The organism is Nitrospirota bacterium, assembly GCA_037386965.1.
Classification (GTDB): domain Bacteria; phylum Nitrospirota; class Thermodesulfovibrionia; order Thermodesulfovibrionales; family JdFR-86; genus JARRLN01.
The window spans coordinates 44,603-56,494 of sequence record JARRLN010000001.1 but is presented as its reverse complement, the minus strand read 5'-3'; the positions used below and the strand labels follow the sequence as shown (position 1 = coordinate 56,494).

Sequence of the window (11,892 nt, the reverse complement as noted above, 5' to 3'; positions counted from 1 at the left end):
GGCCCTAGAGGAGGACCTTGATGTACGCGGCTTCCCTGAGCTTTTCGATGTGAGCCCGGAGCAGCCGGTTCACCTCCCGCTCCTTCAAGAGGGTCTTGATGGTGTCCTTTACCTTCTCGTACGGTACGTTGCCGAATTCCTCGCGGTGCTCTGCGTAGTAGGCCTGGACCTCGTTCTCCCTGACCTTTACGAACGCCCGCACCTTGAGCTCGATGTACTCCCTGACGAGGGTGTCGTCGTCCGGGGCGTCGATTCTCATGCGCCGGGCCTCCCTGAGGAGCAGGAACCGGTTGATCATGGTCGCGAGGACGGCCTCCCGGGTGGTGTCCAGGCCGGCATCGACCCTGCGCTTGTATTCGGCATCAAGCTCGGCCAGGGTGATGGCGTGGTCCCCTACGAAGGCGACCACGCGGTCGATGACCTCGTCCGCGGCGCCCGGCCGGGGCGAAACCAGAAAACCCGTAACCATGAGGCAGAAAAGAACAAACCAGCAAAGGGCTCTCATCCATCCCTCCGGCGCGGCGCCCACCGGGGAGCGCTCACGCCTTCTCAACTGGAAAGGTATAATAAATCATGGAGCGCACGAACCTCAAAGAGCTCAGTGCCCGGGGCGTGGAGGATTTCCTCTCCACACGGGGCCTTCCCCGCTACCGCTCGCGCCAGCTCCTTCACTGGCTGTATGAAAAGCGGGCGGCTTCCCTCCGGGAGATAACGGAGTTCTCCCGGGACCTCCGGGCCTCCCTGGAGAACGTCGCCTATGTGAGCGGCCTCGTGCTCCTGGCACGGCAGCGGTCGGAGGACGGTACGGAGAAGTTCCTCTTCGGGCTCGAGGACGGCCTCTCCGTCGAAAGCGTCCTCATCCCCGACGGCGAGAGGCTCACCCTCTGCGTTTCGAGCCAGGTGGGCTGCGCCATGGGCTGCCTCTTCTGCCGGACGGGCAGGGAAGGGCTTCTCCGCAACCTGAAGGCCCATGAGATGGTCGACCAGGTCTTTGCCGCGGAGAAGGCCGTGGAGCCTCTTCGGGTGACGAACCTCGTCTTCATGGGGATGGGCGAACCCCTGCACAACCCGGGCGAGGTCGCCGAGGCCGTGAGGCGGCTGACCGGGCTGGCCGGTTTCTCCCGGAAGAGAATCACCGTCTCCACGGCGGGCTATGTGCCCGGCATGCGGGCCCTGTCGGAGGCGGGCCCCCATGTGAGGCTGGCCGTCTCCCTCAACGCCGCGACGGATGCGGTCAGGGACGACCTCATGCCGATAAACCGCAGGTATCCCCTCCCGGTGCTTCTTGAGGAGCTCAGGAACTACCCCCTTCCCAAGCGGGAGCATATCACCATCGAGTACGTTCTCATCGAGGGGAAAAACGATGCCCCTGAGGACGCCCGGCGCCTCCCGGGGCTGCTCCGGGGAATTCCGTCCAAGATAAACCTCATTCCCCTGAACGAGCACGACGGAACCGGCCTCAGGCGTCCCTCCGACTCGAGGGTCATGGCCTTCCAGCAGGCGCTCATCCGGGCGGGGCTCAGGGCGCTTGTCAGAAAGAGCAAGGGTACGGACATACTGGCCGCCTGCGGGCAGCTCCGCTCCAGGATGAGGGAAGGGGCCCCCAGCCCATAGGGCTCCCCGGGGGAACACCCGGGGCTACTTGTAGATGAAGATGAACTCCTCGGGATCGGCGAGGCCGAAGTTTTCCCGGGCGTTCTTCTCGACGTAGAAATCGTCCTTCTTGAGGTTCTCGATGGAGGCCTGGAGGGTGCCGTTGTGCGCCTCCACCTTGGTGACCTCTTCCTCGAGGGCCGCCCTCTTGCCGCGAAGCTCCAGGTAGCGGACGAGGCCCATGTCGCTTAACAGAAGGTTCACCAGAACGTAAAGAAGGCTCAGAAACAGGAAGGTGTACCCGGCATAGCGCCTGAGCCGGACCTCGGTGCTGACCTGTTTTCTCAGCGAGCCGCTACTGTACATTGCGGCGAATATTATACAGGGAATCGAGGCCCAAGTACAGGGCGGAGTCCTCCAGCTCCTCCTCGATGACCAGGAGCCTGTTGTACTTGGCCACGCGCTCGCTCCTGGCCAGGGAGCCCGTCTTTATCTGCCCGGTGTTGCAAGCCACGGCCAGGTCGGCGATGGTGGTGTCCTCGGTCTCGCCCGAGCGATGGGAGACCACGCACGTGTAGGCCGCCCGCTTGGCCATCTCGATGGCATCGAGGGTCTCCGTGACGGTGCCTATCTGGTTCACTTTTATAAGGATGGAGTTGGTGATGCCGCGCCGTATGCCTTCTTTGAGGATGAGCGTGTTGGTGACGAACAGGTCGTCGCCCACTATCTGGACCTTCCGGCCCAGGGCGTCCGTGAGGGCCTTCCATCCTTCCCAGTCGTTCTCGGCCATGCCGTCCTCTACGGAGATGACGGGATATTTCTCGACGACGCCCTCGTAGTAGCGTATCAGGTCTTCCGAGGAGACCTTCTTCCCCTCGAAGTGATAACCGCTGGCCCCGTAAAACTCCGAGGCGGCCGCGTCCAGGGCCAGATAAATTTCCTCGCCGGGCCGGTACCCGGCCTTTTCAACGGCCGAGAGGGTGAGGGTTATCGCCTCCTCGTTGGACGTAAGGTTGGGGGCGAAGCCGCCCTCGTCGCCCACGGCGGTGCTCAGCCCCTTCTCCTTGAGAATCCCCTTCAGGGTGTGGAAGATTTCCGAGCCCGCCCGGAGGGCCTCGGAGAAGGAGTCCAGCCCGGCCGGCATTATCATGAACTCCTGGATGTCCAGATTATTGTCGGCGTGGGCCCCACCGTTGAGGATGTTCATCATGGGCACCGGCAGGGTGCGGGCGTTGGTCCCTCCGATGTACCGGTACAGGGGAAGGCCGATTTCCTCGGCCGAGGCCTTGCAGACGGCGAGCGAGACCCCCAGGAGGGCGTTTGCTCCCAGGTTGCTCTTGTTGTCCGTGCCGTCAAGGTCCAGGAGGAACTGGTCTATCAGCACCTGGTCCAGGGACTCCGTGCCCACCAGCCGGGGGGCTATCTTGTCGATGACGTTGTTTACCGCCGTTTGCACCCCTTTGCCGAGGTAGCGCTGCCCCTTGTCCCTCAGCTCCAGAGCCTCCCTGCTCCCGGTGGAGGCTCCCGAGGGTACCGCCGCCCTGCCCAGGGCTCCGCTTTCCAGGAGAACTTCCACCTCCACCGTCGGGTTTCCCCGGGAGTCCAGTATCTCGCGCGCGTGAACGTCGACTATCTCCCCCATGCATCCTCCTTATCGTTTTATGGAGAGGTACATCTGGACCACCTCCTCCACCTTCTCCTCGTCCAGGGGGCGGTCCTTGAGGTCGCCCCTGTTGTTGATGTAGCGCAGGGTGGTGTCCAGGTAAACGCCGAACTTGTGGCAACTCTCCAGGACCTTTTGCGTGCTTTCGCCGTTGTGCCAGGCGCTCCTGAGGCTCCCGGCCAGGCCGGTGAACTCCTCGTAATCGTCATATCTCAGGAGCTTGGATGTGTAGCTTTCGAAGTAATCCAGGTAGTTCATCAGGCTCCCCAGGAGTGCTCCGAGCTCGCCTTCCTTGCCCGCGCGCCTGGGGGCCTCCTTGAGAAGGCGGTTCAGGATGTAGATGTCCTCCCTGAGCTTCACCGAGAGGGCGGTCTTGGTGATGAAAACGTCAAAAATCTCCTCGCCCCTGAGGTCGGGATTCCAGTGCTTTGCGAGCTGGATGATGGACTGCTCGGTCAGGTTCTTGAGAATCCCCCGGCTGTTTTCCACCCGGGCCCGCATCTGGGCGGTGTTTTCCTTGTCCAGGATGTCCAGGAGCTCCTGGTGAAAGACCCTCTTGCCCTCCATGGACATCTGGTATCCGAGGCTCTCCAGAAGCGTTGCCAGCTCGCCCCGGGGAAGCGTCCGCACCTTTCTTTCTATGTACAGGCGAAGCTGCTCCATCTCGGCCTTGAGAAGGGCGAAGATTGCCAGCGAGCAGTGGATGGCCCGCATGCTCTGGCTGCTGTGGTCCATATGCCGTATGTATCTCAGGAAGCGGAAGAAGTTCAAAAGCACGGTGGAGACGGCCTTCTTGGTGTTGCGGTCCCCTATGTTGCGCACGATATCGGCTATCTCGCGGTTGGAGACCGCGTCCAGCTCCGGGTCTACGTCCTTCCTGAAGGGGTTGAAATAGACGTTGTGCCTGAGCTCCTTGCCTATCAGCTGGCCCACGTTTCTGAAACTGACGTACTCGATGGCGCCCGCCTTCAGCATGTCGGTGATGATGCCCTTGAAGTTGATGAAACCGTCGAAGAGAACGTAGAGGCTCTTCTCCGGGGCGTCCTGCTCGTACATGCCCGTGCGGACCAGGTCCCTGTGCTGCCCGTTCACAAGGCGGGTCTCGGCGTACTTCTGGAACCAGAAGGCGTTACGGTTGCTCTCGGGGATGATGGACTCCAGGATGGTCAGGACGTGCCGGATGACATCCCGCGCACAGGCCAGCTCCCGGGAGAAATCCCGACTTCCCAGGCTTTCCCGCGAGAAGGGAAGGTTTTCCACGAGGAAGTACCTGTCCAGGGCGCGCATCAGGACGTCCATCTCCGAAAACAGGGCGCGATGTTTCTGTTTCGATTCCCTGAGCCAGGCAGACGTCTCCGCTGCGCTCTTCTGTTTGTTGTTATTTCCTGGGTGCATGTATGGCTTCGCCGTGGACGTCCTCCGCCGCTTCCATCAGGCCCTCCGAGAGGGTGGGGTGGGCATGGATGGTGTCGGCGAGGTCGCGTACCGTGAGTCCGTTATGCATGGCCACCGCGGCCTCGTGAACGAGGACGGATGCATGCGGGCCGATGATGTGGGCGCCCAGCACCCTGTCGGTCTCCCGGTCCGCCACGAGCTTGAAGAAGCCCGATATCTCGCCCATGGCATGGGCCTTGCCCAGCGCCCTGAACGGGAAGTGGCCGGTCCGGTACTTTACCCCCCTCTGCTCCGCCTCGTGCTCCCTGAGGCCCACGGAGCCGATCTCGGGCGAGGTGAAGATGGCCGCCGCAACGGTGCCGTAGTCCATCGCGGCGTCCTTGCCACAGACGTTCAGGGCCGCCACGATGCCTTCCTTGGACGCCACGTGGGCCAGGAGAATGCCTCCGGTGACGTCCCCGATGGCGTAGACGCCCTCCACAGTGGTCTCCATGCGCTCGTTCACCACAATCTCGCCGCGCTTGCCGACATCGACGCCGGCCTCCTCCAGGCCCATGTTCTTGCTGTTCAGGGCCCGCCCCACCGAGACCAGGACCTTCTCGGCCGAGACCTCCTTGCCGCCGGAGAGCCTGGCCACCGCGCCCTGGCCGGTCACCTGCACGCTCTCCACGCCGGTTCCGGTAAGAAGCTTTATCTTTTTCTTCTTCAGCTCCCTTGCCAGGAGCTCCGAGACCTCGGGGTCCTCGGTGGCCACGGCCCGCGGGAGCATCTCCACCATGGTGATTTCGGTGCCCAGCTCCGCGAACATGCAGGCCCACTCGCAGCCGATGACCCCGGCGCCCACGATGAGCATGCTTTTGGGAAGCTCCGTAAGCCCCAGGGCATGGGTGCTGTTGATAATCGTCTTGGCATCGAAGGGAAAGGCCTTTATCTCGGCGGGCTCGGAGCCCGTGGCAATGATGACCCCGTCGGCCTCCAGGGTCTCGGTGGAGCCGTCCTTTTTCCGGACCTCCACGCTTCGGGCCCCCTTCAGGGCTCCCCGGCCCTCCACGATGCTGACGCCCCAGCTCTTGAACAGGCCCCGTATGCCTTTCACCTGGATGCCCACTATCTTGTCCTTGCGCTCCATCATTCTGGCAAGGTTGGGCTTGACCGCGCCGTCGAGGTCGAGGCCGAACTTCTCCATCTCCCTGGCCTTCGTATACAGCTCGGTGGAGGCGATAAGGCTCTTGGTGGGAATGCATCCCCTGTTCAGACACGTCCCGCCGACCTCGGTCTCCTCTATGACGGTTACCTCCGCGCCAAGCTGGGCCGCCTTCAGGGCGGCGACGTACCCCCCCGGACCCGAACCGATGACGACCAGCCTCATTTCGCCTCTTCCTCGACGTACTTCTCGTAGTCGGAGGCATCCATGAGGTCGCTGAGCTCGGCGTCGCTGGAGAGCTCGACGACCGCTATCCACCCCTTGCCGTAAGGGTCCTCGTTGATGACCTCGGGGGTCTCGGAAAGCTCCTCGTTGACCTTGACGATGGTCCCGCTCACGGGCGATATTACCGAGGACGTGGCCTTGGTCGACTCTATCTCCGATATCTCGGAGTTGGCCTCGACGGTGTTGTCAACCTCGGGGAGGTCGATGTAGACGATGTCGCCGAGCGCGTCCTGTGCGTAGTCGGTTATGCCGATGGTGGCTTTGTGCCCTTCGGCCCTGGCCCATGTGTGCTCCTTGTGGTACTTGAGTTCATCGGGGTTCATTTCTCCCTCCTTACTGAAGTGATTTGACCGTCTCTTCTCAAAAGCGTATACAAGTATACCAATATCATATATGCATGCAAGCGCAAAATTCCGCCTGTGCCGTCAGGAGCGCCGGGGGCTCCGCACCTTGATGTCCCGAATCCGGGCCACCACCTCCTCGGGGCTCAGGGCCTCGAGGTCCATGCCCAGCAGTTCATCGAGCAGCAGGTCCTCCCGCGGGGCGAACAGGTCCATCTGCCGCGCCCGCCTCGCGGCTTCTCCCTTTGGCTGTTTCTCCAGCAGGGAGAGGACCTCCCCGGCCCGGGCCACCACCTCCGGCGGGAGCCCCGCCAGCCGGGCCACCTGGATGCCGTAACTCTTGTCCGCCGGACCGGCCTCTATTCTCCGGAGAAAGATTATCTCGTCTCCCCACTCCTTGACGGCGATATTGTAGTTGCGCACCCCTTCCAGCAGGTGGGCCAGGTCGGTGAGCTCGTTGTAGTGGGTGGCAAAGAGCGTGCGCGCCCGGACCCTCTGGGAGATGTGCTCCGCGGCGGCCCAGGCGATGCTGATGCCGTCGAAGGTGCTGGTGCCCCTTCCCACCTCGTCCAGGAGGATGAGGCTCCGCTGGGTGGCGTTATTGAGGATGTTTGCGGTCTCCACCATCTCCACCATGAAGGTGCTCTGCCCCCTGCTCAGGAAGTCCGAGGCCCCGATGCGGGTGAATATCCTGTCGGCCACGCCGAGGACCGCTTCCTCGGCCGGGACGAAGCTCCCCATCTGGGCCATGAGCACTATGAGGGCCACCTGGCGCATGTAGGTGGACTTCCCGGCCATGTTCGGGCCCGTGATGACGAGGAGCCGCTCGTCGCCGCCGTCGAGGTGGGCGTCGTTGGGGATGAACTTCTCTCCCAAGGACAGGCGCTCGATGACCGCATGGCGGCCGTTGGAGATGCGGATGACGGGCTCCTCGGTCATGCGGGGCATGACATAGTCATGCCTCTTGGCCACGACGGCCAAGGAGACCAGAAAGTCGGCCACGGCCAGGGCCCGGGCCGCCTCCGAAAGGGCGGGGCTCCACCGGTCGGCCTGGGCGAGAAGGCCGGTGAAGACGTCGAGCTCCAGGACCTTGAGCCTCTCTTCCGCACCCAGGACCTTCGACTCGTAGTCCTTGAGCTCCGGGGTGATGAACCTCTCCCCGCCCACCAGGGTCTGCTTCCGGACGTAATGGTACGGGACCAGGTCCAGGTTCGACTTGGTCACCTCGATGTAGTAGCCGTGAATCCTGTTGAAGCCGACCTTGAGCGTGGTGATGCCCGTCTTCACCCTCTCCTCGGCCTCCAGCGCCGCGATGAAGTCCCTGGTCCCCGTCGAAATGTTCCTGAGCTCGTCTATCTCCGCGGAGAAACCGGCCCTGATGATGCCGCCGTCCCGCACCGATGCGGGCGGATGCTCCACAATGGCCCTCCCGATGAGGTCCGTAAGCTCCTCGAACAGGGGAAGCCCCTCTCCCAGGCTGCAAAGGAGCGGGTCTCCGGAGCCCAGGAGGCTTTCACGTATCTCGGGGAGAGGGGCGAGGGAGTTTCCGAGGGCCGCCAGGTCCCTGGCGGTGGCGCTTCCCGTGGAGATGCGCTGGGCGAGCCTCTCCACGTCCTGGACGTTCCTCAGCCGTCTCCTGAGCCTCTCCAGAATGTCGTAATCCTCCACCAGCACCGCTACAGCCCGGTGGCGCTCGTGGATTTCCTCCGTCTCGACGAGGGGACGCAGGATGGCGGCCCGGAGGAACCGGCCCCCCATGGGGGTAAGGGTCTGCTCCAGCGTGGACAGAAGGGTGGCTTCCGTGGAGCCGTCCTTGAGGTTTCTGACCAGCTCCAGGTTCCGCTGGGTCGGGGTGTCGAGGAACATGGTGCCCGAGGGCGTGAGAGTGGAAAGAGTGCCGAAGTGCAGAGCACCTTTCTGGGTCTCCTCCAGATAGCTCATGAGCCCCCCGGCGGCCCGTACTGCCGCGGTGAGGCCCTCGCAGCCGAAGCCCTCCAGGGAAGCCACCTTGAAGTGCCCGAGCAGCGTGCGCATGGCCCGCGGGTAGTCGAACGCGTGGTCCTCCACGGTAGTGACGTACAGGCCGTCCAGTATCTCCGAATAATGCATGTCCTCTCCGAGGCTCTCGGGCAGCACCACCTCGGCGGGCTCGTAGCGGGAAAGCTCGTCCTCCAGGGGGCGCGTGCTTTCGTAGACGAAAAACTCCCCCGTGGAAACGTCGGCCACCGCCAGGCCGTGCCGGTCGCCCTCGGGGACCAGGCTCACGATGTAGGCGTTCTCCTTGGGGTGCTCCGGCGTGTGGGTGCCGGGAGAGATGACCCGGACCACCTCCCGCCTGACGATGCCCCTGGCCGAGCGGGGGTCTTCGACCTGCTCGCACACGGCCACCTTGTGGCCGGCACGGATGAGCTTGGCGATATAGTTCTCCGAGGCGAAGTAGGGGATGCCGCACATGGGCATGGGGTCGTCCTTGTTCTTCTCCCGGGTCGTCAGCGCTATCTGAAGCACCCGCGAGGCCACCCGCGCGTCCTCGCCGAACATCTCGTAGAAGTCCCCCATGCGGAACAGAACGACGGCGTCGGGATGCTTCTCCTTGATGCTCTGGTACTGCTTCATCACAGGGGTCCCTTCCGGCGGCATAGGAGATTATACCCGCCCGTTTTTCGCCCGTTCAACCCTGGACCGGGCCCGGAAAAAAATGTTATTATGAACTGTTCCGGAGATGGACCTGGAGTATCTCGCCCCCTTAGCTCAGTAGGATAGAGCACAGGTTTCCTAAACCTGGTGTCGCACGTTCGAGTCGTGCAGGGGGCGCCATCCGTATTTTTCGACAAGGTGAGGGGGTCGTGAAGAAGGTTTTTGCCGTTTTCGGGCTCCTGGAACATCCGCATCTTCCAGGCGGGTTTGCCCCGCTGGGTGGAGGCGGGCTATCCCGGTGCAAAAAGGATAGCGGCCACGTCCGCTCGCCCGGAGCGCCTTTACACTGTATAATTGTCTATGATAGACTAAGTGCTTAAAAAAGAAGAGGAAGGAAGGGATTGGAGATGCCTCTGAGCAAGGAGGGAAAAGGGGAGATCATAAACCGGTATAAGACGCATGAGAGCGACACCGGTTCTCCCGAAGTTCAAATCGCTCTGCTGAGCGCACGCATCGAGTACCTGACCGAGCACTTCCGCACGCACAAGAAGGACCACCACTCTCGCAGGGGGCTCCTCAAGCTTGTGGGCACGAGGAGAAAGCTCCTGGACTACCTCAAGGGTTCGGACAAAGACAGGTACGAAAACATCAGACAAAGCTTAGGGCTTAGGAAGTAGAGCGGAACGATGCAGGTAGAGACCGAAATCGCAGGGCGAGTATTGCGCATGGAGACGGGCAGGATGGCCCGTCAGGCCGACGGTTCCACCGTCCTTACGTACGGAGACACCATCCTTCTTGCCACCGCGGTGGCGAGCAAGGGGGTCAGGGAGGGCATCGATTTTTTCCCCCTGACCATAGATTACCTGGAGAAGACCTACGCCGCGGGGAAGATACCCGGCGGCTTTTTCAAGCGTGAGGGCAGGCCCTCGGAGAAGGAAGTCCTCACCTCCCGCCTCATCGACCGGCCGATCAGACCCTTGTTCCCCAAGGGCTTCAAGTCCGAGACCCAGGGCATCGTAAACGTCCTTTCCTTCGGGGACGAAAACACCTCGGACGTAATGGGCATTACGGGTGTGTCGGCTGCGTTGGTCATATCGGATATCCCCTTTGACGGGCCGGTCTCCGGAGTGCGGGTGGGCAAACTCGGCGGGGAGTACGTGCTCTTCCCGAGCCTGAAGGACATCGAGGACCTGGAGCTGGAGATCGCCGTGGCCGGCACGGACGAGGCAGTGGTCATGGTGGAGGGAAAGGCCGGGGAGGTGCCGGAGGCGGATTTCCTGGAGGCCATCGACATCGCCCACAGGGAGATAAAGAGGCTCAACGCACTTCAGAGGGAGCTTCGGGAAAAGGTCGGCAGGCCCAAGAGGGCCATTCCCGAACAGCCCAAGATAGACGAAGAGTTCAAGGCGAAAGTCCGGGAGTACGTCCTGGGCGGCATCCAGGAAGGCATAAAGATACCGGACAAGCTCCGGCGTCAGGACGCCCTGGACCACCTGCTCACCGGGGCCAAGGAACATTTCAGCACGCCCGAGGAGGACCGTTCGCGGGAGGTGGCCGACGTCTTCTACGAACTGGAGCGGCAGCTGGTCCGCAGGGCCATCGTGGAAGAGAACGTCCGCGCCGACGGCAGGCGGCCCGACGAGATACGCCCCATCTCCTGCACCGTGGGCCTTCTGCCCCGGGTGCACGGCTCCGCGCTCTTCGTGCGGGGAGAGACCCAGGCCCTGGCGGTGAGCACCCTGGGCACCACCGAGGACGAGCAGAAGATCGATGCCCTGGAAGGGGAGTATTACAAGAGCTTCATGCTCCACTATAATTTTCCGCCCTTCAGCGTGGGCGAGGCCCGGTTCCTGAGGGGCCCGGGCAGGCGGGAGGTCGGCCACGGCGCCCTGGCCGAGAAGGCCGTAAGGCCGCTGCTTCCCTCCCACGACGACTTCCCCTACACCATCCGGGTCGTCTCCGACATCCTGGAGTCCAATGGCTCCTCCTCCATGGCCACCGTCTGCGCGGCGTCTCTCTCGCTCATGGACGCCGCGGTGCCCATGAAATCCCCCGTGGCCGGCATCGCCATGGGCCTTATAAAGGAGGGCGACAGGACCGTTGTCCTTACGGACATCCTCGGCCTGGAGGACCACCTGGGGGACATGGACTTCAAGGTGACGGGCACCGAGAGGGGTGTGACGGCGTTTCAGATGGACGTCAAGATAGCCGGCATAACCGGCGAGGTGCTCCAGGAGGCACTGGAGCAGGCCCGGAAGGGCCGCCTCTTCATCCTGGAGGCCATGAAGCAGGCCCTGCCGGCCCCGCGCGAGACGCTGTCGCCTTACGCTCCCCGCATCTACACCATGATGGTGAAGCAGGACAAGATCCGCGACATTATCGGCACCGGCGGAAAGGTGATAAAGGGCATCATCGAGGAGACCGGCGTGAAGATAAACATCGAGGACTCCGGCCTGGTGAGCATTGCCTCTCCGGACGAGGCCGCAGCGCGGAAGGCCATCAAGATAATCGAGGGCATTATCGAGGAGCCCGAGGTGGGCAAGCTCTACAAAGGCAAGGTCGTTCGCATCACCGACTTCGGGGCCTTTGTGGAGATACTGCCCGGCACCGACGGCCTCCTGCACATCTCTCAGATAGACCACAAGAGGATAGAGAAAGTGACCGACGTCCTGCACGAGGGGGACGAGGTGCTGGTCAAGGTCATCGAGATAGACAAGCTCGGAAGGGTCCGCCTGAGCAGGAAAGAGGCCTTGAAAGAGAAGGCGCGCCCTCAGGCCTGAGAAGGCCCTGACTTCCGGCGTCCGGTACACCTACAATAAGGGGGGCGTACGTCC

10 protein-coding genes and 1 tRNA gene are annotated in these 11,892 nt (G+C 62.7%); 4 read left to right on the top strand and 7 right to left on the bottom strand.

What is annotated here, in order from left to right; genetic code table 11:
- Positions 1-4: 4 nt before the first annotated feature.
- A complete protein-coding gene (locus P8Y39_00265; protein ID MEJ2190764.1) occupies positions 5-505 on the bottom strand; it encodes a SurA N-terminal domain-containing protein in 501 nt (166 codons plus the stop codon).
- Between the two features lie 65 nt (positions 506-570).
- Between P8Y39_00265 and rlmN the strand changes: the two genes are divergently transcribed.
- Entirely contained in the window at positions 571-1,614 is a 1,044-nt protein-coding gene (gene rlmN, locus P8Y39_00260) for a 23S rRNA (adenine(2503)-C(2))-methyltransferase RlmN (GenBank protein ID MEJ2190763.1), read from the top strand.
- 24 nt (positions 1,615-1,638) lie between these two features.
- Here the strand turns inward: rlmN and P8Y39_00255 are convergent, their stop codons facing one another.
- The 6 genes from P8Y39_00255 to mutS form a co-directional block, all read right to left on the bottom strand.
- Positions 1,639-1,959, bottom strand: coding sequence for a septum formation initiator family protein (locus P8Y39_00255; GenBank protein ID MEJ2190762.1), 321 nt, complete (start codon positions 1,957-1,959; stop codon positions 1,639-1,641).
- Positions 1,949-3,235 (bottom strand): phosphopyruvate hydratase, encoded by a 1,287-nt coding sequence (eno, locus tag P8Y39_00250; protein MEJ2190761.1) that lies wholly within the window; start codon positions 3,233-3,235, stop codon positions 1,949-1,951. The genes P8Y39_00255 and eno overlap by 11 nt, the downstream gene beginning before the upstream one ends.
- A gap of 9 nt (positions 3,236-3,244) precedes the next feature.
- Positions 3,245-4,651: a hypothetical protein gene (locus tag P8Y39_00245; protein MEJ2190760.1), complete on the bottom strand. Its 1,407-nt coding sequence runs from the start codon at positions 4,649-4,651 to the stop codon at positions 3,245-3,247.
- A complete protein-coding gene (gene lpdA, locus P8Y39_00240; protein MEJ2190759.1) occupies positions 4,635-6,020 on the bottom strand; it encodes a dihydrolipoyl dehydrogenase in 1,386 nt (461 codons plus the stop codon). Before lpdA ends, P8Y39_00245 begins: the two co-directional genes overlap by 17 nt.
- The gene (gene gcvH, locus P8Y39_00235; GenBank protein MEJ2190758.1) at positions 6,017-6,403 is read right to left on the bottom strand and encodes a glycine cleavage system protein GcvH; all 387 of its coding nucleotides are present in this window, start codon (positions 6,401-6,403) and stop codon (positions 6,017-6,019) included. Before gcvH ends, lpdA begins: the two co-directional genes overlap by 4 nt.
- Positions 6,404-6,505: 102 nt before the next feature.
- Positions 6,506-9,037, bottom strand: coding sequence for a DNA mismatch repair protein MutS (gene mutS, locus P8Y39_00230; GenBank protein MEJ2190757.1), 2,532 nt, complete (start codon positions 9,035-9,037; stop codon positions 6,506-6,508).
- Positions 9,038-9,161: 124 nt separating this feature from the next.
- On the opposite strand from mutS, the gene P8Y39_00225 reads away from it, so the two are divergent.
- The 3 genes from P8Y39_00225 (at position 9,162) to pnp (ending at position 11,838) form a co-directional block, all read left to right on the top strand.
- Positions 9,162-9,238, top strand: a tRNA-Arg gene (locus tag P8Y39_00225).
- 227 nt (positions 9,239-9,465) lie between these two features.
- A complete protein-coding gene (gene rpsO / locus P8Y39_00220; GenBank protein MEJ2190756.1) occupies positions 9,466-9,735 on the top strand; it encodes a 30S ribosomal protein S15 in 270 nt (89 codons plus the stop codon).
- A gap of 9 nt (positions 9,736-9,744) precedes the next feature.
- Positions 9,745-11,838: a polyribonucleotide nucleotidyltransferase gene (gene pnp / locus P8Y39_00215; protein MEJ2190755.1), complete on the top strand. Its 2,094-nt coding sequence runs from the start codon at positions 9,745-9,747 to the stop codon at positions 11,836-11,838.
- The last annotated feature ends 54 nt before the right edge of the window (positions 11,839-11,892 follow it).

Excerpts from the sequence above, each read along its gene's own strand:
- rpsO (MEJ2190756.1), top strand. The coding sequence starts at position 9,466 with ATGCCTCTGAGCAAGGAGGGAAAAGGGGAGATCATAAACCGGTATAAG.
- gcvH (MEJ2190758.1), bottom strand. The coding sequence starts at position 6,403 with ATGAACCCCGATGAACTCAAGTACCACAAGGAGCACACATGGGCCAGG.
- P8Y39_00255 (MEJ2190762.1), bottom strand. The coding sequence starts at position 1,959 with ATGTACAGTAGCGGCTCGCTGAGAAAACAGGTCAGCACCGAGGTCCGG.
- P8Y39_00245 (MEJ2190760.1), bottom strand. The coding sequence starts at position 4,651 with ATGCACCCAGGAAATAACAACAAACAGAAGAGCGCAGCGGAGACGTCT.
- P8Y39_00265 (MEJ2190764.1), bottom strand. The coding sequence starts at position 505 with ATGAGAGCCCTTTGCTGGTTTGTTCTTTTCTGCCTCATGGTTACGGGT.
- pnp (MEJ2190755.1), top strand. The coding sequence starts at position 9,745 with ATGCAGGTAGAGACCGAAATCGCAGGGCGAGTATTGCGCATGGAGACG.
- eno (MEJ2190761.1), bottom strand. The coding sequence starts at position 3,235 with ATGGGGGAGATAGTCGACGTTCACGCGCGCGAGATACTGGACTCCCGG.
- mutS (MEJ2190757.1), bottom strand. The coding sequence starts at position 9,037 with ATGAAGCAGTACCAGAGCATCAAGGAGAAGCATCCCGACGCCGTCGTT.
- lpdA (MEJ2190759.1), bottom strand. The coding sequence starts at position 6,020 with ATGAGGCTGGTCGTCATCGGTTCGGGTCCGGGGGGGTACGTCGCCGCC.